Consider the following 26,415-nt stretch of genomic DNA (forward strand, 5'->3'; position numbering starts at 1 on the left):
GTCTCGGCGGGACTCGACCGCAGCCCCGGGGCGCGGCTCGCGGTCCGCGATATACCACCAACATTGATTAGTATCGCCAGTCACGCTCACATATGATTCGTCGAATCGCGACCTTGCCAGACGGGATTATCCGGCGGCGGACGCCGAAACGCGGGCTCACGCTGGAGACCATCGTGGTCCTGCTGTGCGGGCTCGTCGGCGGCGCCGGGTTCGGCTACGTGATGATCGAGGCGCTCAACGCGGTCGACACCGACAACTCGATGTTCCAGGTCCAGCTGGTCGGACGGGTGCTCCGGCCGGTCATGTTGACCGTCGTCGCGTGGGTCCTCTACTCGGTGGGCGCGCACGTTATCGCGAGTTCCAGCGGCGGGCGCGGCCCGATCAGCCGCCTGATGCGCGGCGCGGCGTGGGCGATGATCCCCCTCGGGATCTGGAACCTCCTGCGCTCGCTCGTCGTCGCGTACCTCTTCTTCGACGTCGACATCCCGACCAACCCGGAGGGACTGAGCGCCACCGAGCAGGCCGCCTCGGTGTTCACCGGCACGGCTGCCGGCGGCGAGGACGTCTACGCGGGGCTGACCGACCCGCTGTACGCCGTCGTCATGCTGCTCGGCATCCTCTTCGTCGTCTGGAGCGCCCACCTGCTGTCGATCGCCGTCGCCGAATCCAAGAGCCTCGAGATCGACACCGCCCGCCGGGCGGCGGCGGTCCCGGCCGGACTGCTCGCGCTGTACCTCCTGGTGACCGCCCTCGGACAGGCGGGCATCCTGTAACGCGGCCCCGTTTTCCCCCTGTTGCACGCCGGGCGAGAGCGGCCGCTCGGCTGGTAGCGACACCGGGCCGTCGGGCGGCTACCCGGTATTTTTATATCCGGGCACGGTCCAAACCACAGTAGCGCGGTTCGAGAAGGAGCCATTAGTGTATGAAACAGATAGTTCAGACGGGCCCAGCGTCCGTCGAAGTCCAGGAGGGAGAGCAACCGTCGCCCGGTCCCGAGGAGGTCCTCGTCCGGGTGCACACGGCAGGTATCTGCGGCAGCGACGCCCACGCCTACGAGTACGAGGGCGGGTACGACTGGATCGCCATGCCGCGGATCATGGGCCACGAGTACTCCGGCGAGGTCGTCGAGGTCGGGTCCGAGGTGCGGAGTTTCGAGCCCGGCGACCGGGTCGTCGAGGAGCCGATCCACCACTGCGGGGAGTGTTTCCAGTGTCGTAACGGCGAGGAGAACATCTGCCAGAACTTCTCGATCACCGGCATGCACCGCGACGGCGCCTACGCGGAATACGCGGTCGTCGATCCCCAGTTCCTCCACGCCGTCCCCGACGCGGTCCCGCTGGCCGACGCGGCGATCACCGAACCGTTGAGCATCGCGACACGGGCGGTGTTGACCCGCTCGTCGATCAACCCCGGCGACGATGTCCTCGTCGAGGGGCCCGGCCCGATCGGCGTATTCACTGCCGCTGTGGCCGACTCGCTCGGCGCGAACGTCCTCGTCTCCGGCCTCGACCAGGACGCCGCCACCCGTCTCCCGCTCGTCGAATCACTCGGCATCGACACGATCAACGTCTCCGACGAGGAACTGGAATCCCACGCCGCGGCTCGGACCGACGACGTGGGGTTCGACGCGGTGTTCGACGCCAGCGGGCATCACACGGGCGTGGAGATCGGCGTGGAAGTCGTCCGCAAGGGCGGCGAAGTCGTCGTCGTCGGCATCCCGCGTGAACCCAGCCAAGTCCTGATGACACCGGTCGTCCGTGGCGAGATCGACGTCGTCAGTTCCTACGGCTCGGACTGGACGAACTTCGAACAGGCGTTGCGTCTCATGGAAAACGGCGAGATCGACGCCGAAGCCGTCGTCGACGACTCGTTCTCGACCAGTGACCCCACCGCAGCCTTCGAAGCGTTCCTCAACTCCGAAGCGGTCAAGCCGGTCTTCCGCTTCGCCGGCGACTGAATCGGTCACTCGTCCGCGATCCGATCCGCCTCGTCTGCCGAGTCACTCCTCCTGTCGCGCCGTCCTGCGCGTCGTCGAACGGGTTCCCGATCGCTCCTGTGCTCCGTGAGAGACGATGGCACCGTCGGATTGTCGTCTTCCCGACGGACCGCGTTCGCGCTTTTCGGGCCGAGCTACGGCGATCTCCGCACATCTTCCGGTAATACCGGAAGGCGTCTCGGCGGTAGGGCGCCGATGAACCGGATATCAGCGTCTTTCAGGCCTCAACGTACTCTTTCACTGACTGCTATGACACTTATTCTCACACGCCTTCCGGTATTACCGTACAACGCGCTACGTCCGGGCGAGACGACCTGAGATCGCCGGTCGAGCGCCCGAGTGGTCCCGGCGACCGCCGTCGGGGGACGGAATCGTCCGCTGGCCCGAGCGCAGGGCGGATTACAGAAGTACGAATGTAATTTCCAGTGGATGCCTGCCTGAGACTGGCCGAACGGCGGGGCGGACTATCGGTTTCAGCGTTCCGCCTGCTATCGCAGGCCGATCGATTTCCCGCAGACGGCGGGCTGGTATCCGACCGATTCCGGTAATACCGGAACAATATCACCAGGCCGGTTCGCGGTCGTCGGTGACGGATCGGACGGTGTCGACACGTCGAGCGAGTCCGGGAGAACGCGGTCGTTACAGGTCGACGTGGCGGCGGAACGCCCGGTCGGTGATCCACCGGCGGTCGCCGGTCGAGAGGCCGTCGACCGCGTCGAGCCAGGAGAGCGTCTCGCCGTAGGTCGCCTCGTCGGAGACGTTCGGGAAGTCAGAGCCCCAGACGACGCGCTCGCGGCCGAACTCGTCGAGGAGCCACCGGACGTGGTCGTGCATGTCGGCGTAGGGGTGGTCCTCCGCGGACTGGTGGACGATCTCGGAGACCTTCACGCCGACCGAGTCGTGCTCGGCGAGCGCGGAGAACGTCTCGTAGACGCCCTCGCCGAGCGGTTCGTCGGGCTCGGCGTAGGCGAAGTGGTCGAAGAGGTACGTCAGGTCGGGGTAGCGCTCGACGAGTTCGAGCGCCTGGTCGAGCTGCTCGCCGCGGACGAGGATCTGGACGAGCGCGTCCGTTTCGGCCGCGGCCTCCCAGAACTCGGTCTCCTCGATCGCGTCCCGGAGCCACGTCACCGACCGGTCGAACGTCTCCCACATGCGGTCGTAGGGGCAGAGCCCGCCCAGTCGGAACCCGAGCACGCCGTCGACGGCCATCGCCTCGCGGAGGTCGTCGGCCGCGCCGTCGGCGAACTGGTCGAGCATTACGACGCCGTACAGCCGGTCGTGCTCGCGCGCCGCCTCGACCGTGTACCAGTTGTCCGTCCACTCGCAGATGGGATAGCCCACGACGACGGCCTCGTCGACACCGACGGCGTCCATCTCCGCGAGCAGCGCCTCGTTCCGGAACACCGGGTCGACCGAGAACGAACTGACCGACTCCTCGACGAGCGGCCCGTTGATCCACGGATGCGCCTCGCTGGGCGGGCCCCACGTGTGCGTGTGCGAATCGAGCACCATACCCGCCGGTGGACCCGCGCCGATAGTAAAGGTTCGCACCCGACCGACCCCGAACAACTACAAACGCTCGTACTGTGTCTGTCCGTATGGAGAAAGTAGCGATCGAGGACGTCCCGGTCGAACGGAACCCCCTGCAGGTACACGACGTGCGAAAGCCCGTGTCCCGTGAACTCGGGACCGAGCACTTCGCCGCGAACTACTTCGAACTCGAACCCGGCGACTCCTTCTCGGGGGGCCTCCACCGTCACCACGACCAGGAGGAGGTGTTCTACGTCGAACGGGGGGAGACCACGTTCGAAGTCGGCCTCGACCGCGAGGAGGTCGCGGTCGCCGCCGGCGAGCTGATCCGGTTCGAGCCCGGCGAGTTCCAGACCGGCTACAACGACGGCGACGACCGCGCCGTCGGCTGGGCGTTCGGGGCGCCCGGCGCCGGCCACGACTGGGACGCGCTCGAATCGCGTGCGTACTGCCCGGAGTGCGACGCCAAACGGACCCACGGCGTCGACCTCGCTGGCGGTCGGTTCGAACTGACCTGCACCGAGTGCGGGAACGTCCAGGGCTGAGGACGGCGCTCCCGCGGAACGGAGAACGCGGAAAAAGACGGGAACGGAGAGAGAAGAACTGCGGCCGGCGTCGCGATCGGTCAGCTGTCTCCGGGAGCGATACGGCGTCTCACTCGGCGACGACGTGGTTCTCGAGCGTGCCGATGCCCTCGATCTCGGCCTCGCAGACGTCGCCGGGTTCGAGCAGGTCGAGGGGCTCGCGGAAGATACCGACGCCGCCCGGAGTCCCGGTCGAGATCACGTCGCCGGGTCGTAGCGTCATGTTCTCGCTGATGTACGAGACCGCCTCCTGGATGTCGAAGATGAACTGCTCGGTGTTGGAATCCTGCTTCGTCTCGCCGTTGACGCGCAGGGACACGTCGACGCTGTTCGGGTCGTACCCGTCGCCGGCGACCAGCGCCGGTCCCATCGGCGAGAAGGTGTCGAGGCTCTTCCCGCGGAAGAACTGGCCGTCGTCGAACTGCGAGCGTCGACCGCTCACGTCGTTGAGGACCGTGTAGCCGGCCACGTGGTCGTCGACCTCGTCCTCGTCGATGACCTTGGCCTGGCGACCGATCACGACGGCGAGTTCGACCTCGTAGTCGACCTGTTCGTCGCCACCCGGGTGGACGACCGGGTCGCCCGGGTTCGTTACCGTCGTCGGAGCCTTCGAGAACAGCAGCGGCGTCTCGGGGATCTCCTCGTCCTGTTCCTCGGCGTGGTCACGGTAGTTCAGCCCCACGCAGACGATCTTGCCGGGGACCGGGACAGGCGCGAGCAGCGACACGTCGTCGACGGAGTGCTGGGAGAGCGCGCCGCCCTCGACGCGGCGGCGGACCTCCGCGAGATAGCTGTCGTTGGCCAGGTCCTCGTAGGTCGGTTCGCCCGTCGGCTGGCCGTCCAGCGAGTGGATCGCGTCGCCGTCACGGACGCCCCAGGTGGTGCTACCGCCGTCTGTGTACCGAACGAATTGCATCACCGGATAGAGCTATCCCTCGGAACTTAAAACTTTAGAAGCACTACGGTTCGGGACCGTTGCGGGCCGGACGACGCGTCGGCGGCCACCGCGGGGTCGGCGCGAACGGCGGTCGCGGGGCCGGCGTGAGCGGCGGTCGCGGGGCTACGCGTGGGTCATGTTGACTTCGATGACGTTTGCGATGCGCAGCACCTGCCGAGGGATCTCCTCCTCGAACCGCTCGCCCTGCATCCGGTTTTTCGGGCCGGAGACGGAGATAGCCCCCAGCACCTCGTCGTCGTTCAGCAGCGGTGCGGCGATGCAGATCATCCCGCGGACGCGCTCTTCCCTGTCGATGGCGTAGCCTCGCTCGCGGATCTCCTCGAACTCCGCGAAGAGCTCGTCCTCGTCGGTGATCGTCCGGTCGGTGGTCGCCGGCATGCCGTGGCGGTCGAGGATGTCGCGCACGTTCTCCTCGTCCATGTGCGCCATCATCGCCTTGCCCAGCGCGGTGGTCTGGAGGTGGACGCGGTAGCCGTTGTACGTGTCGAGCTTGACCGCGTTCTGCCCCTCGGTCTTGTAGAGGAAGACGCCGCGGCCGTGCTCCTCGACCATGAGGTTCGAGTGCTCGCCGGTCTGCTCGGCGAGGTTCTGGAGTTCGGGTTTGGCCACCTCGAACACCTTCATGCGCTGGCGCGCGTACCCGCCGAACTCCAGGAACCGGGTCCCCGTCTTGTACGTCCCGTCGTCGTTGACGACCAGCTCCAGCTGTTCCAGCGTTCGGAGGTGGTCGTGCACCGTACTCCGCGGGAGGTCGAGCTCCTCCGCGACTTCCGTCACGCCCGCTCCGTCGAGCGCCCGGAGCACCTCCACGACGTCGAAGCTCACCCGCGTCGCCTTCACAGGCACGTCGATGTCCGTTTTCATTTCGCTTTCCATACTTGTGGATACGATTCGATCGTTATAAAATTGTACGGTATTACCGGAACGGGGGCTACCCCGTTCACGGGCCCGCGTCGAACCCGGACTCGGCCGCTCGGGCGCGTTCGACCGTCGCCGTCGGTCGAGCCGCCGTCGCGAGGGACCCGCAAAGCACAAGAGCGGTGGGTCCGACGTTGATTCCATGCCTCCCGGGAGTGCGGACAGCCTCAGTCAGGACCTCGAAGCGGCAGGTGTACGGACCCGCCGCGTCAGGCCGGCGGCGTTCGCCGAGACCATCGACGACCTCGCCGCCGGACCGGCCGTCGGCGTCGAGTTGACCGATCTCCCCGTCTCGCTGGCGGACGCGCCCGTGAGCGTCGACCCCACGCCGGCCGAACTGAGAGCCGCGACCGTCGGCGTGACGCCTGCGTCCCTGTCCGTCGCCGGCTACGGGTCGCTCGTCCTCCCGGGCACCGCCGACGGCGCGGAACTGGTCAGTCTCTTCGTCGAGCACCACGTCGCTGTACTTCGCGAGAGCGACGTCGTCCACGACATGGAGGCGGCGTTCGACGAGTTCGACGCGGACGCCGAGACGGCGGCGGAGAGCCGGATCCTCGCGACCGGGCCGAGCGCCACCGCCGACATGGGCGCGCTCGTCGAGGGCGCGCACGGACCGAAGACGGTGACAGCGGTCGTCCTGGAGGGGGAGTGACCGTGGCGAAGAAAGACGACTACCGACGACTCATGGACACCGAAGGGGCGGCGGTCCGCGCCAACACGACGGCGTTCAACGACGGCCGCTACGAGTCGGTCGCGAAGCTCGACGACTACGAGGAACTCAAGGAGCGCGCGCGGGCGATCAAGGAAGACGCCATCGAACGGCTGCCGGAACTCGTCGAGCAACTCCGCGAGACCGTCGAGGACAACGGCGGGACGGTCTACGTCGCCGACGACGCCGACGACGCCAACGAGTACATCAGGGAGGTCGTCGCCGACGAGGACGCCGAGCGCGTGGTCAAGAGCAAGTCGATGACGACGGAGGAACTGGAGGTCAACGAGGTCCTGGAGGCCGACGGCGTCGACGTCGTCGAGACGGATCTGGGCGAGTGGGTCCTGCAGGTCGCCGACGAGGCCCCCTCGCACATCGTCGCTCCCGCTATCCACAAGTCCCGCGAGGGCATCGCCGACCTGCTCAACGAACGCTTCGACCCCGACCCGCCGCTGGAGACGGCAGAGGAACTCACCGAGTTCGCGCGCGACCACCTCGGCGAACTGATCGAGGACGCCGACGTGGGCATGACGGGCGCGAACTTCGTCGCCGCGGAGTCCGGGACGATGGCGCTCGTGACGAGCGAGGGCAACGCCCGCAAGTCGGTCGCGGCGACGGACACGCACGTCGCCGTCGCCGGCGTCGAGAAGATCGTTCCGTCAGTCAGTGACTTCGCCCCCTTCGTCGAGCTCATCGGCCGCTCGGGCACCGGCCAGGACATCACTTCGTACATCTCGCTGTTCACGCCGCCGGTCGACACGCCCACCGTCGACTTCGCCGACGACGAGACGCCCCTGTCCGAACTCGACGCGGACCGCGAGTTCCACCTCGTGCTCGTCGACAACGGTCGCCTCGCCATGCGCGACGACGACCAGCTCCGCGAGACGCTCTACTGCATCCGTTGTTCTGCCTGTTCGAACAGCTGTGCCAACTTCCAGAGCGTCGGCGGCCACGCCTTCGGCGGCGAGACCTACTCGGGCGGGATCGCCACGGGGTGGGAAGCCGGGATCGAGGGCGAAGACGTCGCCGCGGAGTTCAACGACCTGTGTACCGGCTGTACGCGCTGTGTGAACGCCTGTCCGGTCGGCATCGACATCCCGTGGATCAACACGGTCGTCCGCGACCGCATCAACCGCGGGGCCGACGAGGGCAGCTTCGACCCCCTCGTCGACGGGCTGACCCCCGACGCCGAGGACGAGGGGAGCCCGCCGCTGGGCAAGCGCTTCTTCGGGAACTTCGAGACGGTCGCGAAACTCGGCAGCGCGACGGCGCCCGTCTCGAACTGGCTGGCCGACGCGGGGCCGAGCCGCTGGGCGATGGAGCGCGTCCTCGGCGTCGACCGGCGTCGCTACCTCCCGACCTTCCGCCGGGAGACGTTCAGCGAGTGGGCGCAGTCGCGACCGAGCGGCCGTACGGACGCCGAGGGGACCGGCCGCCGCGTCGTCGTCTACCCGGACCTGTACACGGACCACGTCCTCACGGACCGCGGGAAAGCGACGGTCCGCGTCCTCGAAGCGCTGGGCTGTGACGTGACCGTCCCCGACGTGCGCTCCAGCGGGCGCGCGCCCTACTCGCAGGGGATGGTCCGCACGGCCGCCGACCACGCCGAGGACGTGGTCGAGTCCCTCTCGGAGTACGTCGCTGCGGGCTACGACGTGGCGGTCGTCGAGCCGAGCGACCTGGCGATGATCGACCGCGAGTACGAGAAGCTCCTCCCCGAGGACGCCGACGCGCTCGAGACCGTCTCGGCGAACACCTACGAGGCGCTGGAGTACGTCTACGGGCTGGTGACCCAGGAGGGCGCCGACGCGTCCGCGCTGACCGACCCCCGTCCCGACGAACCGGGCGTCGTCTATCACAGCCACTGCCAGCAGCGGACGCTCGGCCTCGAATCGCACACGGTCGCCGTCCTCGAACGCGTCGGCTACGACGTGACGACCACCGACGTGGAGTGTTGCGGGATGGCCGGGAGCTTCGGCTACAAGACCGACTACTACGAGATCAGCATGGACGTGGGCGAACAGCTCCGCGGTCAGCTCGACGCCCCCGAGAACGAGGCCCGGATCCCCGTCGCCAGCGGCACCTCCTGTCTCGAACAGATCGACGCCCTGCTGGCGCGCGAGCCCACCCACCCCATCGAACTGCTCGACCCGAACCGCGACTGAGTTTTCGGCTCGACCGAACTTTCGGTTCCCAGGATCGAACTCTCGGTTCCCAGAATCCCGTGAGCGCGCGACCGCTCAGACGTGCGTCGCGCGCGGCCCGAGATACGTCTCGTGCTCCCCGCCGACGGTCACGACGATACGGTCCACGACGAGCCCCGGGTCGAGCCCGGCCAGCACGAGCGTCCCGCTCCCGTCGACGGTGTGCGTCGACGTCCCGACGGCCGCGCCGCGGAGGACGTTCCCCTGCCACTCGGGGTCGTGCTCGCCGCCGTCGGGGTCGATAGAGACGACGCGTCGGTCGTCGCCCAGCGTCACCGCGTATCGGAGGTCGCGGTCGGCGGTGAGCGCCTGGGTCGGCAGACAGTAGACGGTCACCGTCGCCTCCCCGGCAGGCAGGTCCAGGTCGAACGCCAGCGTCGGCGCGTCCTCGGGGTCGTGGGACTCGAACACCGGCGGGTCGAGCGCCATCGCCGCCCCGGAGTGGCGTCCGGGGACGTCGCACGCCGTCCAGCGAGCGTGCTCGCCGGGCGTCCGGCGGCCGTACGCCTCGGCCTCGACGGCCGCGACGCCGTCGACCGCGACGACATCGCCGTCCGGCGTCCGCGCGTCCGCTCGCACCCGGACGCGCCGCTGTTCGCCGGCGCCGGCGCCGGAGACGGTCACCGTCCCCGCAGCCTGTCCTCCGGGGTGTGCGTCCCAGTCCACGTCGACCCACAGCCGGCACTCGTCGGCGACGGTGCCCGATTCGGTGTCGAGCGCGATCCAGTCGGCGTCCGTCTCCGCCGTCCAGTCGACCGGGGCGTCGCCGCGGGCGAACACGTCGACGAAGCGCGCCCGGTCGATGGCGGCGTGGATCGTGGGGAGCGAGGGCGGCGGCGCCTCGCCGTAACTGACCGGATCGGTCCGGCCCTCGATAGCGACGCCGAGCGCCGCGCCGTCGCGCAACTCGACTGTCGCCGTCGTCGGCTCGTCGAACACCGGCAGGTCCCGGGGCTCGTGGGACATCATCCCTTTCCACTTGCCGTCGCGGACCTCGTCGTACCGCTCGGTCAGGGCGGCGATGTGCTCGTGGGCGTCCATCGCGCGGGCCGCGTGTCGGTCGACGCTCGCGCGCCCCTGCGCCGCGTACCGCTTGCTCCGCGCCGCCGCGAGGTACTTCTCGTTCGTCGCGGCGGCACAGCGGACGGGGTACTCGACGAGTTCGAACAGGGCAGCGTGATCCGACTCGGGCAGCCGCTCCCTGACGGTCTCGACGCGGTCGACCAGGTCCTCGAACGCCCCGCGGCGGCGTTCGGCTTCGTCGCCGCCGCGCGTGGCGCTGAACGCCGGGTCCGCCGGCTGCGTGTTCGGATACACCGTGGACCAGCCCATATGCTCGGGCTTGCGGGCGAGACAGAGCCGGTAGTACTCCCGGAGGACGGCGGCCACCTCGTCGGCGACCCGGTCGTCGAACTCGCGGGCGGCCCACCGGCGCAGCCACGATTCCACGGGCTCCTCACGGGCGCCGGAGACGTCCCACGCCGTCTCGAGGAAGTACTCCAGCTCCTTCTCCGTCGGCTTCACGTCGCCGACGTTGACGACCCAGCACTCGCGAGCGCCGGCGTCGTAGGCCTTCAGCATCTCGTGGCGCACCACCGCGGGCGGGACGCTGGAGAGCCAGAGGTAGTCGTGGGGCCGCCCCCAGTAGGAGAGGTGGTAGTAGATGCCCGATCCGCCGGGGCGGTCGCGCTCCGCGGGCGTGGGCAGTTCTCGGACGTAGCCGTGGCTGTCGTTCGGCCACATCAGGCAGACGTCGTCGGGGACGTCGAGACCGCCGCGGTAGAGGTCCAGCACCTCCTTGTACGGGCAGAACACCTGTGGCACGTCCGCGACGGGCGCGTCGTGGGCGTCGTCGAGCAGATCGCGCTGGTCGTCGAGAACGCGCTGCAGGAGCTCGGTCGTCTCCTCGCGGGTGTCGCCGCCGGGCATCCCGGAGTCGTGGATGCCGCGCATGCCGACGGTGAAAACGTTCTCGTAGTCCGCGACGCGTTCGACTCGGTCGCGCCAGTACTCCAGGATCCGGTCGCCGTTCGTCGCGTAGTTCCAGTCGCCGAACGCGTCCTCCCACTCGTCGACGTTGTTGCGGTGCATCGGCTCGCAGTGGGACGTTCCGATCGCGATCGCGTACTCGTCGGCGAGGGCCTCGATGCCGTCGTAGCGGTAGAACGCCTTCGTCCCGGGATGCATCGCCGGCCAGACGACGTTCGCGCGGAGGCGCAGGAGCAACTCGAAGAGGCGTTCGTAGGTACTCGGGGTGACCCCGTCGCGGTCCCGCGCCTCCTCGGGGGCGTGCGTCTCGCTCGACCACGGACGCAGTCCCCAGTCCTCGTCGTTGAGGAAGACGCCGCGGTAGGTCACGTCCGGCGGTCCGTCCCTGTGAGTCCCGGCCTCGACGGCGGCCGTCTCCCGCTGGTCGGGCGCTACGTCGGCCCACCAGTACCACGGCGAGACGCCGAGTTCCCGGCCGAGTTCGTAGGCGCCGTAGGCCGTCCCGCGACGGTCGCTGCCCGCGACGAGGACGGCCGCGTCGGCGTCGACCGGCGGGTCCGCGAGGGTCTCGACGACGAAGCTCTCGCGCTCGTCCGCGAGCGCGTCCAGATCCGCGTCCGCGGCGTCGCGGCAGGCGTCGACTCCGGCGGACTCTCCCAGCGTTCCGACGACGACGACCGCGCCGGACCCGTCGAGTCCGTTCACGACCGACGGTCGCGCGCCGGTCACTCGTTCGACGTCCGCCGTCAGGTCCTCCGCCGCTCGCTCGACGACGCCGTGGTCGTCCGGGTCGACGTACACGTCTGCGACGCCGTCCCCGACGAGCGGCACGTCTCCCTCTCCCGGGGTTTCTGTTATCACACCTCTCGCGTTTTCGGGCCTCCTACAGATATCTTTCGAGGCCAGTCCCCGTTCCAGGTCGGGGGGACTTCGAGCGATCGGTAGAACAGAGGAGAACAGTTTTATCGGAGGATTTCGATAGCCGAGGCGATGAATATCGGCGTTTGCTACTTCCCCGAACACTGGCCCCGGGAGTCGTGGGCGGAGCAGGTGGCACAGATGGCGGAGGCGGGCATCGAGTACGTCCGTATGGGCGAGTTCGCGTGGTCGCGATACGAACCCGAGCGCGGCACCTACGAGTTAGACTGGCTGGAATCGGCCGTCGACCTCGTCGACGAACACGGGATGCAGGCGGTGCTCTGTACCCCGACCGCGACGCCACCGAAGTGGCTCGTCGACGAGCACCCGAGCATCCTCCGGCAGGAACGGGACGGGACGACGGTCGAGTTCGGCAGTCGCCGCCACTACTGCTTCAACTCCGCGGTCTACCGCCGCGAGAGCGCGCGTATCGTCGAGCGACTGGCCGAGCGGTTCGCCGGTCACGACGCCGTCGCGGGCTGGCAGACCGACAACGAGTACGGCTGTCACGGCACCACCCGCTGTTACTGCGACGACTGCGCGACGGCCTTTCGAACGTGGCTCCGCGAGCGCTACGACGGTATCGACGACCTCAACGACTCGTGGGGCAACGCCTTCTGGAGTCAGGAGTACACGGGCTTCGCGGAGATCGACCCGCCCAGGCACACCGCGACCGGACACCATCCCGCCCGCCTGCTCGACTACTATCGGTTCTCCAGCGACAGCGTGGTCGAGTTCAACCGCGAGCAGTGCGAGATTCTCCGGGAAACGGACGACAGCTGGTTCGTGACGCACAACGAGATGTCGCTGTTCGGCGCCATCGACGCGTACGACCTGGGTGCCGACCTCGATTTCATGTCGTGGGACTCCTATCCGACGGGGCACGTCCAGCACGCGCCGGGTGAGACGACCCCCGATCAGTTGCGCGCGGGGGACCCGGACCTGACGGGACTCAACCACGCGATCTTCCGGGACTCCGCCGACGGGGACTTCTGGATACTGGAGCAACAGCCGGGCGGCGTCAACTGGCCGCCCCACCCCACCCAGCCCGGCGACGGAGCGATGGCGCTGTGGGCGCATCACGCCAGCGCGTCCGGTGCCGACACGGTGAGTTACTTCCGCTGGCAACGCTGCGATATGGGCCAGGAGCAGTACCACGCCGGCCTGCGCAACCAGGACGGATCGCCCGACCGCGGGTATCACGACGCCGTCCGCGCGGCCGAGGATCTGGAACGGCTCGCCGAACCGATGGACGACAGCGACAACGAGGCCCGCGTCGCCCTCCTGCACGACTACGAGAACCTCTGGGGGTTACAGATCGAACCGGCGTCCGTCGACTTCGACTACTGGGACCACCTGTTGACGTACTACGCGGCACTGCGCCGCCACGGCGTCGCCGTCGACGTCCTCCCCACCGACGCCGACCTCTCGGAGTACGACGCCGTCGTCGGTCCGACGCTCTACTTCGCCGACGAGGACCTGGCAGAGCGGCTCGACGCCTTCGCCCGCGACGGCGGCGAGGTGCTCGTGACTGTCCGCTCGGGGGTCAAGAACGAACACAACCGCTTGCGCCCCGCGCTCCCGGGACCGCTGTCCGACGCCGTCGGCGCGACTGTCGAGCAGTACGAGGGCTTCCGGGACGACGCCGAACCCGAGATCGCTTACAGCGGTGAGTCCTACGCGTTCCGGACGTGGGGCGAGTGGCTCGACGCCGATGCGACCGAGACCGTCGCTCTGCACGAGACCGGCCCCGCTGCCGGGACGAGTGCCATCACGCGCAACGCGGTCGGCGAAGGGCACGTCACCTACGTCGGTGTCTGGCCCGAGGACGACCTCGCGGACGCCCTCGTCACGGACTTCCTCGACGACGCGGGTATCGCCGTGACCGACCGGCTCCCCGATGGCGTTCGGCTTTCGCGCCGGGGCGGCCTGACGTGGGTCTGTAACTTCACGAGCGACCCGCTCGGCGTCGATACACCCGCCACCGCCGCCTGGCACCTCGGCGACGGGACGGTCGATCCGTTCGACGTCGCCGTGACCGACGCCGACCCCGCCGCCGTGTCCGTGGTGGTGAAGTAGACGGTCGGTTCGCAGACCCGTCCCGTTCTTCGCAGTGAGACCACCGCTGTCGTCGGCCGCCGTGTACCAGTGCACGCGAGACATCCCGACGTAAGTAGTCGGTTATTTTTCGAGAGTCGATCTGGCGCGATACAGTAGGCACAGCTGAACCGAGTTCGACGCTCGGACCGAAAATGCGACCGCTCAGCGATCGGTTCGGCTGGCGCCGGAATCCCTCGAAAGGACCGATATCCGGCGATAAACGCGGTGATGATACTCGCGGTGATACGTGAGTTCGATCCGCGATTCTTCGACGAAGTCGCGCCCCGCTGGGACTCGAAATCTGACCGTCGGGCCCCTCGTGAAGCGGCCTACGACCTCGGTTGCGAAAGGACCACGCTCGTCGGTGGCTGTTCAGAGGGGTCGGAACCCGTTGATAGCCACTATCGCGGAATAACTACTCGATCTCCGAGCGCAAACCGCGAGCGGGAGGGGCCACAGTCGATCGGTTTCCGCGTTCGAGCGACCGCGACGAGACTATAATACTCAGATATATAGCTATTATTCGTTTTCGATAGGTTTCCAGACTTCGGTGCGTTCGTCCCCGTCAGCAGTCGGTGGTTGCGGCCGCGCTCCTTGCCACGTCAGATCGGCGTCTCTCAGCAGTCGCTGGACGTGACGCCGGGAGTATTCGGCGTCGAATTCGTCTTCGAGGAGTTGCTGGGCGAGTTCGGTCGTCCACGAAGGCCGATCGTATCCGGCCTCGACCGGCGGATTCTGGACCGCTTCCCGGAATTCCGCTCGGTCGGCGTCGTCGAGTTTCGGCGGCCGACCGGAACGCTGTCGATCCTGGACCGCTTCGCTGATCGGTTCGGTTTCGAGACGATCGAACCACCGATAGATCGTCTGTTCGCGCGTATCGAGCCACTCCGCGATCATCGGTGCAGAGGGGCCCCGCTTGTAGATAATCGCCACGAGCAATCGCTTCGTCTCCCGTTTTCCGCTCGCCTCGTCGAGCGCCGCCTCCAGTTCCTCGATAGAGACGTTTTCCAGTCTTGTCATACTGCATTTCTCATAACGAACTGGGTTAATACATCCGATTAGTTTTGTCGTTTAGCACAGCGATCCTCGTACTCGGTGCGGGCGCCGACTGCCAGAGGTGGGAACTGTCGGGTGCCCGACTGTCTCTCCTTGTTCCGCAGTCGGGACACCGCTCGCCTGCAGCGATGACTGTTCGTCGATAGGGATGCCGCTCGCCGGAAGGGATGCCGCTCGACCGGGGGAAATCACTCACCGATCGTGGGGACGGCTCACCGATAGAAGGACTCACTCACCAGGGGGTCTGCGCGGTCAGGTCGGACGACCCACACCCCTCGCAACGAGTGTAAGCGAATGGCACGCGGTCGGTTCAGGCCGACACGTCGAGCGCTTCGACGACGATTTCCGGGTCCCGCAGCAGGCGATGCTCGAGGTAGCTGCCTTCGCCCTGCCCGCCGCCGGTGTGGTTCGACTCAGTCACGCCGAGGAACGACTGCTCTTTGAGCAATCGGTACACTCGGTCCTCGGAGAGCGGTTCGGCGCCCTCTCCCTGCGCGAGAGTCACGTAGAGGTTGTACACGCGGTGGGTCCTGAACGCGGCCTGCGCGGGATTGTCGGTGGTCAGCAACGCGAGCGCGCGCAGGATGTACTTCACGTGCGGCGTCGTCCCGCTCACCAGCTTCTCGAAGCGGTTCACCTCCGCCCGCTTGACCGCGTCGTCGACGTGTGCGACCGTGACCGACTCGGTCCCCTGCTTCTCTGCGAGACGCCCGGCTTCGTACAGCGTGTCGATCGCCTTTCGCGCGTCCCCGTGTTCCTTCGCGGAGAGCGCCGCGACCTTCGGGATGACGTCTCCCTCGAGGACGCCGTCCTCGAACGCGTCCGTCCGGTTGTCGAGAATCTCGCGGAGCTGGCCGGCGTCGTAGGGGTCGAACACCAGTTCGTTGTCCTGGAGGCTGGAGTCGATCCGCTCGTTGAGCCGCTCGCGGTACTCGATCTTGTTACTGATGCATATCGCCCCGATGTGAGTCTTCGACTTCCCGCTCTCGCGAGCCCGGGAGAGGCTCCGGAGGAGTTCGTCGTCGTCGAGTTTGTCGATCTCGTCGAGGATGACGACGAGGGAGTCGACGCCGAAGTCGTCGAGCAGGTCCCACGTGATGTCCCGGTAGTCCGCAGCGGCGATGCCGACGCGCGGGACGTCCACGTCGGCGTCCAGGTTCACGGCGAGCTGACGAGCCATCTCCCGACTCGCCTTCGTCTCGGTCTGGTAGTCCGAACAGTCGACGTACGCGTGCTGGAACGTGATGTCGTTGGTCTCGGCCTCGGTGTGGGCCTCTCGAGCCACACACCGGGTAACGAGTGACTTTCCCGCTCCCGTCTTCCCGTAGACGATCGTGGTCTCCGGCGGGCCACCGATCGTCGCCGGTCCGAGCGCCTGTCCGATCGAGTTCACCTCGTCGTCGCGGCCGACGACCCGCTCTAGTTCGGGGACGTGACCGACACGGAGTAGCTCTCGATTCGCAAATATCCCACCCGTCTCGAAGATGTTGTTCGTCTGCTCGGTATCTGGCATCGAGTACGCTGCTAGATTCGGACACCGACCATAAACCTGCCGACTACGCAACGAGTGTATTCGCTCTAACACGCTTCCGACCGGTTTTCTGGCGATCTCAGACCAGTATAAATTTAAATCGTTCTCTTAGAGACACCTGAGACCGAGTGAAAGAGGAGTTCACAGTCGCTGTGCGGTCGTCGAAGTACGTTTCGGGCCGTCCTGATAGTCTCGAACGTTCAGGCACCGACGTGTCCTGCCATTCCCGGAAGTTCGGGCACGGGCGCGTCCTGCCATTCCCGGAAGTTCGGGCACGGGCGCGTCCTGCCATTCCCGGAAGTTCGGGCACGGGCGCGTCCTGCCATTCCCGGAAGTTCGGGCACGGACGCGTCCGGTTACACTCGGTACCCGGTGTGTCTCTCGAACACGTGACCCTCTCGAGTTCGATCTCGAGACGCCGAGCCCGCCGGGGATCGGAGCCGGCGAAAATCTCGGTTTCACTCGTTACGGGGTGTGTCCGTACGGAGGTATCCGGTGTTTGCACCAGCTCGGGGCGGACCTACCGAGGATTCGAGGTCGTGAACTCCCCCTCGTACGACGCTCGGAGACTTTCCTCGGGCTGCGGTGAGGGAACGAGAACTCTATCGACTCGACCGGCGGAGGTCCCATTCGCCGTCCTCGTACGCCAGAACGGTGTCGAAGAGGTCGAGCATCGTCTCGATGGTCTGGTCGTCGTGTGCGTGCGGGTCGAGATGGTAGTGAGCGACGGCCTCGGTCGCCTCGCACCGCTCCGTGACGACGTTGAGGAACTTGAACGCCTGTGGGAGCTCGACGTACTGCAACAGCGCCGACACCGACTGAAAACAGACGGCGACCTGTCGGTCGGGGTCTGCGTCGGCCCATCCGTCGAGACAGTCGGTGATCCGCACGCCCAGTCGCGTCAGGTTCTGGGGCGAGCCGACGCAGTCGACCTTCTGGGCGGGCGACTCGCCCGACTCGTCGCTTCGAGACGTGTTCGACCGGGCGTCGGCGTCGACGGTGACGATCCGACTTCGCTTGGGGTAGGTCCCGACCACCCGCTGCCAGGCGTCGAGGTGGTCGCTCGGCGACTGCGTGAACAGGATGGAGAGCGCGTTCACGTCCGACGGCGCTACAGGGGTCAACAGGTCCAGACAGACCTGTGATTCGTCGCCCGTGAACGAGGGACACATGACGAGTACGTTGTCTCCCGGTTGCACCGACGCCGAGACACGCTCGGTGATGGGGCACATACTACTGAGTTGACTTATCTATCCTGCCTCGTGTTGATAAATCTATGTCTCGGTCGTCGACGCCGCCACAGGTTCGACGACGCGGTTAGTCTCGAACGAGCGGTTCGTACCAGTCGCGATTCGCCCGATACCACTCGACGAAGGCGTCGACGCCCTCGCGGATGGTGTGGGTCGGTTCGTAGTCGATCAACTCGCTGGCCTTCTCGATGTCGGCGTGGCTGTGGTCGGCGTCCACGTCGTACCCCTTGGTGTACTCCAGGTCGAGGTCGGGCGCCAGCTGGTCGCGGATCTCCTCGGCGAGCGTCCGGATCTCGATGTTGTCCGTGCTACCGACGTTCATCACTTCGCCGTCGGCCGCGTCGGTCGAGAGCAGCGCGCGGTTGGCCGCGAGGATGTCCGCGACGTAGGTCATGTCGCGGGTCTGCGTGCCGTCGCCGTAGATGACCGGCGGCTCCCCGTTGATACAGCGAGAGACGAAGTTCGAGATGGCCATGTTCGGGCGCATCCGTGGGCCGTACACGGTGAAGTATCGCAGGGCGACCGCGGGGACGCCGTAGCGCTCGGCGTACACCATCGCGTAGCGCTCGGCGGCGAGTTTCGACGCGCCGTAGGGGCTGATCGGCGTCGTGAGGTGGTCCTCGTCGTAGGGGAGATAGCGGGGCTTGCCGTACACCGACGAGGAACTCGCGAGGACGAGGCGCTCGACCCCGTGTTCGCGGGCGGCGTCCAGGACGTTCAGCGTCCCGTCGACGTTCACCTCGTCGTACTTGCGAGGACTGTAGTCGGTTCGGACGCCGGCCTGTGCGGCCTGATGATACACGTAGTCGGCCTCGGCGACGAGTTCGTCGACCGTCTCGGCGTCGCGCACGTCGCCCTCGACGAGTTCGTAGGACCCATCGCTCTCGTCGGCGGCCGCGCGGCCCGCCTCGACGTTGTGTTCTTTGATCCGCGTGTCGTAGTACGGGTCGAAGTTGTCCAGCACGACCACGTCGTGGTCGTCGCCGGCGAACGTCTCCGCGAGGTGACCGCCGATGAAGCCGGCGCCACCCGTGACCAGGATACGCATTGGTCGTAGGACCGATCGGACCGGAGAAAAAGCCATCGTCACAGCGGTCGGAACGGCGTGTGGGAGACCGCTCACTCCCGGTCGGCGACTATTCCGCGGTCGCGTCGGCCTGCTCGGGGTCCTCGCCGTCGACGACACCGGCCTCCTGCAGCCGTTTTTCGGCCGACTCGCGGTCCTCGGGGTAGCCCACGTCGGTGCGCCAGCCGTCCATGCGGATGGCGTCGATAGTACGACCGGAGTGGATGAGCAGGTCGATGGCGTCGCTGATCTCGTACTCGCCGCGATTGGACGGCTGGACGAGGTGGCAGGCGTGGAGGATCGCCGGCGTGAACGTGTAGAAGCCGGTCATCACGAGGTTCGAGGGCGGGTCCTCGGGCTTCTCGATGACGTCGGTGATCTCGCCGTACTTGTTCGTGTCGCAGACGCCGTACCGGGAGGCTTCCTCCCAGGGGACCTCCTCGACGAGGAAGGCGGCGTCGGCGCGGGACTCGGCCTGTCGGTTGACGACGTCATCCAGATTGGCCTGGAAGATGTTGTCGCCGAGCATCAGCATGAAGTCGTCGTCGATGTGCTCTTCGACGGTGAGCAGCGCGTGGGCGAGCCCCTTCTGTTCGCGCTGGTGGGCGTAGGTGATCGGGACGCCCTCGAATTCGTCTTCGAAGTGGTTGATGATCGCCTGTTTCTTGTAGCCGACGACGACCAGCAGTTCGTCGGCGCCGAGTTCGACCAGTTGCTCGAAACAGTGCGTGAGGATGGGTTTGCCCGCGACCTCGACCATGCCCTTGGGTTTGTCCTCGGTCAGCGGACGCAGGCGCGTCCCCTCACCGGCGGCCAACACGACGGCTTGCATACTCCCGAGTGGTCGGTCCTCGCGTAAAACTCTTGTCGATAGGCGAACCCCTTCGCCCGGCGACGGATAGGGGGCCAGCGAATGCCAGCGCCAGTCGTTTCGGTCTCTGGCCCGAACGAGTGGCCACGATGGGAGGCGACGACCCGCGGCCGACCCGGCGATCCCGCGTCGGCTGGTGGCTGTTCGTCGCCGCGCTCGCGGCCGCCGCGGCGTACGTCGCGTACTCGTTCGTGGGGATGCTCGTCGCCGGCCTGTTCGGCTACTACGCGACGCGCCCGATCAACGACCGCGTCGAGGAGGTGATCGACTCCGACGCCGTCGCGGCCGGCGCGACCGTGCTGGTCGTCCTCCTGCCGGTCGTCCTCGTCACGCTGTACGCGGGATTCCAGATCGCGCTCGCCGCGCAGAGCCTGATCGGCGGGGCGGTCGACCCGCTCTCCTTCGCCGCCCAGTACTTCGGACTCGGCGACCTCCCCGCCGACGAGCGGGAGGCCGTGCGGACGGTTATCCAGGACCCCGGCGAGTTCCTCGAGAACCCCCAACAGACGGCCCAGACAGTTCTCGAACGGGGGCTGACCGTACTCTCGACCGTCGCGAGCACGCTCCTGTTCCTCGCGCTGGCGATCACCCTCTCGTACTTCCTGCTGAAGACCGACGACGCGCTGTCCGACGCGCTCCGGGAACTGTTCGGCGGCCGCGACACGACCGCCTACGCCTACGCGACGGCCGTCGACTCGGACCTCGAGTCGGTCTTCTTCGGCAACTTCCTCTTCGTCGTCGTCATGGCCGTCGTCGCGACGGCCGCCTACTGGGTGACCAACCTGCTCCTCGGCCCCGCGCTCCGCGTCCCGATGGTCCCGGCACTGGGCTTCCTGACGGGTGTCGCGAGCCTGATCCCCGTGGTCGTCGGGAAGGTCGTCTACGTCCCCGTGCTCGCGTATCTCGCGCTCCAGGCCGTTCGAACCGAGGGGACGCCGCTCCCCGCGGTCGGCGGCGTGGCGGTCGGCTATTTCCTCCTGCTGGACTTCCTCCCGCAGACGTTCCTGCAACCGTACATCTCCGGGCGGGACCTCGACGCGACGATGCTGCTGTTCGCCTACATCCTCGGCCCGATCCTGTTCGGCTGGTACGGCTTCTTCCTCCTCCCGATCCTCTTCATCCTGATGCTCGAGGCCGTCCGAATCGCCCTGCCGGAACTCCTCCACGGCGAACGGCTGACCCACACGGCGACACTGGGCGACGACGTCGGTGCCGACCCGCAGGAGGAAGGCCCGGTCCCCACGGACGAACCGGGCGAGAGCGGTACCGGACCGTCGTCGGACGAGTGAGTGACGCGGGGTGACCGACGGCGCCGACCCCCTCGCGACGCGGCCGCTCACCCGGATCCGAATCCTGAAGGGCGGCGGTAGCGAAGCCACGCGTCAATGCACGTCAGTATCGTCGGCAGCGGCTACGTCGGCACGACTGTCGCCGCCTGTCTCGCCGACCTGGGCCACGACGTGACGAACATCGACGTCGACGAGGACGTCGTCGCCGCCATCAACGACGGTGACTCGCCGATCCACGAGCCCGGGCTGGACGAACTGGTCGCCGAGCACGCGGGCGACACTCTGCGCGCAACGACCGACTACGACGCCGTCCGGGAGACGGACGTGACCTTCCTCGCGCTTCCGACCCCGTCGGAGGCCGACGGCAGCATCGACCTCGCGTACATGGAAGCCGGCGCCGCCTCTCTCGGCGAGGCCCTCGCCGAGAAAGACGGGGACCACCTCGTCGTCGTCAAGAGCACCGTCGTCCCCGGTTCGACGGAAGATGTCGTCACCCCCGCCATCGAGGACGCCTCCGGGAAGACCGCGGGCGAGGACTTCCACGTCTCGATGAACCCCGAATTCCTCCGGATGGGGACCGCCGTCGCGGACTTCCTCGACCCCCAGAAAATCGTCTTCGGCGCCCGCGAGGAGCGCGCGTACGAGACGCTCCGCGGCGTGTTCGCGCCGCTAGTCGAATCCACCGACGCCGCCGTCGTCGAGACCGGGATCCGGGAAGCCGAGATGATCAAGTACGCCAACAACGGTTTCCTCGCCGCCAAGGTCTCCCTCATCAACGACATCGGGAACGTCTGCAAGGAGTTCGACGTCGACGCCTACGAGGTGGCCGACGCCATCGCGCTGGACGACCGTATCGGCGGGAAGTTCCTCCGCTCCGGTCTGGGTTGGGGTGGGAGCTGTCTCACCGGCGATCAACGAGTGATGGCAAAAGACGGGAATGGGACGAAACTCCTGACGCTGTCCGAGTTTTTCGATCGATACGTCTCTGACGGCGCCGTCGACGACGTGTCCGTCCTCAGTTGCGACGAACAGGGTGAGTTTTCATTCAAGTCCGTAACGGCCGCGACGAAGCGCCCGTACGACGACGAACTCTATACGGTCGGGACGAAGATGAACAAAGAGGTCACGGTCACCAAGGACCATCCGATGGTGACTGTCGAGCGGGGCGAATCCGTGATCCGTGATGCTGAGGAGCTTTCCCCAGGCGACCAGATACCAGTTCAGACTGGCCTGCCAGAAGACCCCCTCGGCACGATCGATCTAATCGACCTCGTCGAGTCTTCAGAACAGTTCGACAACTCGAACGTCTACCTCAAACCGTCCTTCGAACTAGAGACGATCGACGACGAGTTCCGCGAGGTACTGGCCGAATACAACCGGCAGTTCAGTTACTCGAAGTTACACGACCTCGTCAGAGGCAACTACCTCCCGCTGAACGTGTTCCTCGAGTACGAGGTGGAGCTACCGATCGACCGTCGTGACCTCTCGCTCTATACGGCTGTTGGTGGCGGACAAACGTACGTTCCTGCAGTCATCGACGCGGACGCGGCGTTCTGGCGATTCATCGGCTACTACCTCAGTGAGGGGCATATCAACGAGGACGTTTCTGGAAATGGCTCCACTCCCCGAAAACGCGTCTTTCTGAGCTTTCATCCGAGTGACGAACCGGAGTACGTCTCCGAGGTCGAATCGTATTACCGGAGCCTCGGTATCCGACCGCGGATCGAGACGCAGGACACGGCCACACAGATCGAAGTCTCGAGTCGAGTACTCGCCCATCTACTCGAACGACTCGGTTGCGGTACGGGGTCGTATTCCGCATCTATTCCGGATCTGGCGTATCAGGAGCCGCCGGAGCACAGGAAAGCGCTCCTGTCGGGGCTGTTCCGTGGCGACGGGCACATCGAATACACGAGTCATTCGAACGCGGTCGTGTACGACTACGGGTCAGTGAGCAAGGAACTGATTCAGGGGATGCAGTTCCTCCTGCACAGCCTCGGAATCGTTCCGAGCTACAAAACGTCCCAGTCGGCGAAATCGACCCGACCGGCGCATTTCCTTCGAGTAAGCTCGAAACGACAGATAGCACTACTGAAGGAGATGTTCCTGCCTGCCGAACAGACGAAGATCCAGGATCGACTCGACGGCTACGACAGGGATATCAAACCGACTGGACACGCAGATGGCGGCACGCATACCACGGTCAAAGTGAACGAGATCTCCGTCGAAGCGGCCTCGACCGAGGTCTACTCGCTGGAGGTCGAAGACAACCACACGTTCGTGACGACAGATGGCCTCGTGGTACACAACTGCTTCCCAAAAGACACGAACGCCATCATCGCGGCCGCCCGGAGCGTGGGTTACGAGCCCCCGATGCTGGAGGCCGCTGTCGAGGTCAACGACGCCCAACCCGAGCGCCTCCTCTCGCTGCTCGACGAACGAGCGGACGTGCGCGGCGAGCGCGTGGCGGTGCTCGGACTGTCGTTCAAGCCCGGGACCGACGACGTGCGCGGGACGCGCGCGGTGCCGGTCATCGAGGGGCTCCAGAAGCGCGGGGCCGAAGTGGTCGCCTACGACCCCGTCGCGGCCGAGAGCTTCGCCGAGTACTACGAGGATATCGAGGTCGAATACGCGGCGTCGGCGGCCGAGGCGCTGGAGGGCGCCCACGCGGCCGTCGCGGTCACCGACTGGGACGAGTTCGCCGCGCTCGACGGCGAGTTCGACGCGATGGCGAACCCCCTCGTCGTCGACGGGCGCCACATCGTCGAACGGCGCGACGGCATCGAGTACGTCGGCCTGACGTGGTGACTGACGAACGACGCACGAGTGCCCGGTCCGCCGACGATTACTCTCCGACTCGCACCCGTGTTCCGTTCCGAACCGCCGATTCGGGGACGGTCACGGTTCGTGTCCCGTTCCCCACGGCGAGTTCGTACTCGGCGGGGTAGGGGACGACGAGTCGGTACTCGCCGTCGGCGCCGGTCGCGGCCTGCTGGCGGTACAGGAACGACTCGTTGGGGATGTCCACCGTCGTCCGCGCCTCGACGGTCGTGTTCGCGGACGCGGTCCCCGCGACGGTCGCGCCGGGGACGAGCGTGAACACCTTCTTGCGCGTGGACGCAGAGGCGAAGACCGCCCGGTAGTGCGAGACGGCGTCGTACCCTTCTTCGGCCCAGCGGCTCCCGTAGGTCACGTAGAGGTGTCGCTGGATCGTGTCGGGACGGCGCGGCAGCGCCTCGATCACGACGAATCCGGTCTCCTCGTGCAATCGGTCGTACCACCCGGCCGGGTCGTCGTCGTAGACGAACTCCTCGTAGGTGTCCTGGGCGGTCAGGTAGCTCTGTGACTCCCCGTTGACGAAGTAGTTGAACATCCGGTTGACGCCCCAGCGACTCAGGACGTAGTTCTCGGGGTAGACCAGCTCTTCGTCCTCGGCGTGGGCGTCGATCCACGTCGCGGTCCGATAGCTCTCGTCGTCGACGACCGCCCCGGAAACCTCTCCGGGCAGATACAGTCCGCTGGTTCCGACCAGGAGCGTGACGACCGCGACCGTCACCACGACGGACCTGACCGAGAGGGCGTCTCTGTCGACTCTCCACAGCGTCGACCTCCCGTCGGGCGCCGACGGCCTGTCACCCGGACCCGAACTCGACAGCGGTCCCGTCTCGTGAGCGACACCGGCCGGCGACGCCACGAGTTCCAGGCGGGCGAGCAGCCAGACGAACCCGAGGCCGGCGAAGAGGGCCAGCAGCGGCGCGAAGTGCGCGGCGAAGCGGACCTGGAGCGCCGTCAGGAAGAGGAGCCACCAGCCGTAGCCGCTCAGCGCCAGCCACTGCCGGTCGCCGAGCGCGGCCCGACGCAGGCCCCAGCCCATGACCGGCAGGCCCAGCAGGAGGAACGCGCCCAGCAGTTCGAGTCCGAGCGCGTGGTCGAGGGTGAACGACGGCGCCTTCTCCCCGATATCCGACCGGAACAGCAGGAACCCGACGCCGTCGAACAGGTCGTCCACCAGCCCCGGGACGACTAGCTGTGACAGGAGCAGGACCGCGACGGACGTCCCGATTTCGGCCGCGAGGAGCGTTCGCACGGGCAGGTCTCGGCGACGGACGAGTTCGCCCACTGCGGCGAGACCGAGTCCGCTCGCGAGCACCAGCCCGGGGACGACCGCGACGGTCACCGACTGCCAGCCCAGCGCGAGGTGGGCGCCGAGGGAGGCGACTGCGGCGACGGCGGTACCCAGCAGGACCGGTGCGTTCGCCCGCAGCGGGGGACGGTCGTCGGCGACGTCCAGCGGGACCGCCGCGGCGAGGTACCCGGCGACGGGTACCAGTAGCAGCGGGCTCCCTTCCCACGCCAGGACCTGTGCGGCGAGACAGCCGCCGAGCAGGGCCGCACCGCGACGCGCTCGCGAGCCGAACGGGTCGTCGACGGTGACCAGCCACGCCAGGACGGCCACCGTCGCCGTCAGCCAGAGCGCGTCGAAGGCGTGGTGGTCACCGAAGCCCAGCGAGGTGCGGAACGCGAACCCGGGGACGAGCGCGAGCGAGACGGCGGCGGCGAGCCCGACCCGCCGGTCGCCGAGCACGCGGGCGCCGAGCAGGTACACGAGTCCGCCGACGAGGACACCGGTGACGACCGGGTACAGCGCGAGGACGGTCCCCGATGCCTCCCGCCCGCCTCCGACCAGCGCACTGACCCACCACATCGTCGCCACGAACAGCGGCTCGCCCGAGGGGATCCCGACGAGCGTGGACAGCTCCGCCGGGCTCCGGGCGGTCCCGAGGAGCTGATCGACGAGATACCGGTAGTAGTAGGGGTCGTTCCCGGTGAGCACGACCCGTCCGCTCCTGAACACGTCGGGATAAATGTACGCTCGCGTCCAGACGAACAGCGCGAAGACGACGAGCGCCGTCCCCACGGCCGGTAGCACGCCCGTGGACGCGTCGGGCCAGTCGATCGACCGTCCGACCGCGGTTTCGCTTCCGCTTCCGGATCCGGTTTCGCTTCCGCTTCCGCTTCCGCTTCCGCTTCCGCTCCCGGCCCCACTCCCGTCTTCGTCTCCGTTGCGAGCGCCTCGGCCGGCGTCGAGTCCGCTCCTGACGGCGCCGGGGTCCGAGAGACGGTAGCCGTCGCCCGCTTCCTCGACGATTCCCTGTTCGACGAGCCGGCCGAACGTGCCCGTATCGACGGGCGCGTCCTCGAAGGTCCACGTTTCGGCGTCGTCGTCGAGATCGAGAAGCGCATTCAGCGTCGTCGCGAACTCGAGGTCGTCCGCGACGCGCTCGGAGAGCCCGCTCCTGTCACTCATCTGTTTCAGGATCTGACTGTGACGAAAAAGCCGTTGGGATCAGCGGCGACCGAGACCGACGGACTCGCCGATTTCGCGGCCCTTCACCGTCCCGTTCAGGTTCGGTCCGTCCCTCACCGTGGCTCGTAAGCCGTCGCG

The 26,415-nt window shown here is 67.1% G+C and carries 17 protein-coding genes and 2 pseudogenes; 9 read left to right on the forward strand and 10 right to left on the reverse strand.

What is annotated here, in order from left to right; genetic code table 11:
* Positions 1 to 92 precede the first annotated feature (92 nt).
* Complete coding sequence (locus tag D1409_RS14350) at positions 93 to 773, forward strand: YIP1 family protein (RefSeq protein WP_123537683.1); 681 nt, start codon at positions 93 to 95, stop codon at positions 771 to 773.
* 149 nt (positions 774 to 922) lie between these two features.
* The gene (locus tag D1409_RS14355) at positions 923 to 1,957 is read left to right on the forward strand and encodes a zinc-dependent alcohol dehydrogenase (protein WP_123537684.1); all 1,035 of its coding nucleotides are present in this window, start codon (positions 923 to 925) and stop codon (positions 1,955 to 1,957) included.
* A 678-nt stretch (positions 1,958 to 2,635) separates the two neighbouring features.
* Here D1409_RS14355 and D1409_RS14360 read toward each other — a convergent pair.
* Positions 2,636 to 3,505 carry an amidohydrolase family protein gene (locus D1409_RS14360; protein ID WP_123537871.1) on the reverse strand — a complete coding sequence of 290 codons (870 nt, stop codon included), beginning with the start codon at positions 3,503 to 3,505 and terminating at the stop codon, positions 2,636 to 2,638.
* A gap of 89 nt (positions 3,506 to 3,594) precedes the next feature.
* Between D1409_RS14360 and D1409_RS14365 the strand changes: the two genes are divergently transcribed.
* A complete protein-coding gene (locus tag D1409_RS14365) occupies positions 3,595 to 4,071 on the forward strand; it encodes a cupin domain-containing protein (protein ID WP_123537685.1) in 477 nt (158 codons plus the stop codon).
* 109 nt (positions 4,072 to 4,180) lie between these two features.
* Here the strand turns inward: D1409_RS14365 and D1409_RS14370 are convergent, their stop codons facing one another.
* Together D1409_RS14370 and D1409_RS14375 are read right to left on the reverse strand one after the other, a co-directional pair.
* Complete coding sequence (locus D1409_RS14370; protein WP_123537686.1) at positions 4,181 to 5,026, reverse strand: fumarylacetoacetate hydrolase family protein; 846 nt, start codon at positions 5,024 to 5,026, stop codon at positions 4,181 to 4,183.
* A 144-nt stretch (positions 5,027 to 5,170) separates the two neighbouring features.
* On the reverse strand, positions 5,171 to 5,944 hold the full coding sequence (locus tag D1409_RS14375; RefSeq protein ID WP_235853565.1) for an IclR family transcriptional regulator: 774 nt from the start codon (positions 5,942 to 5,944) through the stop codon (positions 5,171 to 5,173).
* A gap of 184 nt (positions 5,945 to 6,128) precedes the next feature.
* Here D1409_RS14375 and D1409_RS14380 point away from each other — a divergent pair, with 184 nt between their 5' ends.
* Both D1409_RS14380 and D1409_RS14385 read left to right on the forward strand, forming a co-directional pair.
* The gene (locus D1409_RS14380) at positions 6,129 to 6,638 is read left to right on the forward strand and encodes an LUD domain-containing protein (RefSeq protein WP_123537687.1); all 510 of its coding nucleotides are present in this window, start codon (positions 6,129 to 6,131) and stop codon (positions 6,636 to 6,638) included.
* Between the two features lie 2 nt (positions 6,639 to 6,640).
* Positions 6,641 to 8,860 carry an LUD domain-containing protein gene (locus D1409_RS14385; RefSeq protein ID WP_206425071.1) on the forward strand — a complete coding sequence of 740 codons (2,220 nt, stop codon included), beginning with the start codon at positions 6,641 to 6,643 and terminating at the stop codon, positions 8,858 to 8,860.
* A 75-nt stretch (positions 8,861 to 8,935) separates the two neighbouring features.
* Here D1409_RS14385 and D1409_RS14390 read toward each other — a convergent pair whose 3' ends face one another.
* Positions 8,936 to 11,749 (reverse strand): glycosyl hydrolase 115 family protein, encoded by a 2,814-nt coding sequence (locus D1409_RS14390; protein WP_123537688.1) that lies wholly within the window; start codon positions 11,747 to 11,749, stop codon positions 8,936 to 8,938.
* Between the two features lie 129 nt (positions 11,750 to 11,878).
* On the opposite strand from D1409_RS14390, the gene D1409_RS14395 reads away from it, so the two are divergent.
* Positions 11,879 to 13,885: a beta-galactosidase gene (locus tag D1409_RS14395; RefSeq protein WP_123537689.1), complete on the forward strand. Its 2,007-nt coding sequence runs from the start codon at positions 11,879 to 11,881 to the stop codon at positions 13,883 to 13,885.
* Between the two features lie 540 nt (positions 13,886 to 14,425).
* On the opposite strand, the gene D1409_RS14400 is transcribed toward D1409_RS14395, so the two are convergent.
* The 5 genes from D1409_RS14400 to aglF all read right to left on the reverse strand — a co-directional run bounded on the left by D1409_RS14400 (position 14,426) and on the right by aglF (position 19,641).
* Positions 14,426 to 14,926: a helix-turn-helix domain-containing protein gene (locus tag D1409_RS14400; RefSeq protein WP_123537690.1), complete on the reverse strand. Its 501-nt coding sequence runs from the start codon at positions 14,924 to 14,926 to the stop codon at positions 14,426 to 14,428.
* A 346-nt stretch (positions 14,927 to 15,272) separates the two neighbouring features.
* Positions 15,273 to 16,475, reverse strand: coding sequence for a Cdc6/Cdc18 family protein (locus D1409_RS14405; protein ID WP_123537691.1), 1,203 nt, complete (start codon positions 16,473 to 16,475; stop codon positions 15,273 to 15,275).
* Positions 16,476 to 17,095: 620 nt separating this feature from the next.
* Positions 17,096 to 17,692: a DUF7504 family protein gene (locus tag D1409_RS14410; RefSeq protein ID WP_164471705.1), complete on the reverse strand. Its 597-nt coding sequence runs from the start codon at positions 17,690 to 17,692 to the stop codon at positions 17,096 to 17,098.
* Between the two features lie 118 nt (positions 17,693 to 17,810).
* The gene (locus tag D1409_RS14415) at positions 17,811 to 18,791 is read right to left on the reverse strand and encodes an NAD-dependent epimerase/dehydratase family protein (protein ID WP_123537693.1); all 981 of its coding nucleotides are present in this window, start codon (positions 18,789 to 18,791) and stop codon (positions 17,811 to 17,813) included.
* 88 nt (positions 18,792 to 18,879) lie between these two features.
* A complete protein-coding gene (gene aglF / locus D1409_RS14420; RefSeq protein WP_123537694.1) occupies positions 18,880 to 19,641 on the reverse strand; it encodes a UTP--glucose-1-phosphate uridylyltransferase AglF in 762 nt (253 codons plus the stop codon).
* A gap of 128 nt (positions 19,642 to 19,769) precedes the next feature.
* Here aglF and D1409_RS14425 point away from each other — a divergent pair, with 128 nt between their 5' ends.
* The 3 genes and pseudogenes from D1409_RS14425 to D1409_RS25410 all read left to right on the forward strand — a co-directional run.
* On the forward strand, positions 19,770 to 20,969 hold the full coding sequence (locus D1409_RS14425; protein WP_123537695.1) for an AI-2E family transporter: 1,200 nt from the start codon (positions 19,770 to 19,772) through the stop codon (positions 20,967 to 20,969).
* A gap of 96 nt (positions 20,970 to 21,065) precedes the next feature.
* Positions 21,066 to 23,273, forward strand: a pseudogene (locus D1409_RS25595) (nucleotide sugar dehydrogenase); the annotation flags it as partial.
* A 3-nt stretch (positions 23,274 to 23,276) separates the two neighbouring features.
* Positions 23,277 to 23,777, forward strand: a pseudogene (locus D1409_RS25410) (UDP binding domain-containing protein); the annotation flags it as partial.
* Between the two features lie 37 nt (positions 23,778 to 23,814).
* Here the strand turns inward: D1409_RS25410 and D1409_RS14435 are convergent.
* Positions 23,815 to 26,277 carry an STT3 domain-containing protein gene (locus tag D1409_RS14435; RefSeq protein WP_123537697.1) on the reverse strand — a complete coding sequence of 821 codons (2,463 nt, stop codon included), beginning with the start codon at positions 26,275 to 26,277 and terminating at the stop codon, positions 23,815 to 23,817.
* Positions 26,278 to 26,415: the final 138 nt, after the last annotated feature.

The sequence above is a fragment of the Halosimplex salinum genome (assembly GCF_003730195.1).
Taxonomy (GTDB): Archaea; Halobacteriota; Halobacteria; order Halobacteriales; family Haloarculaceae; genus Halosimplex; species Halosimplex salinum.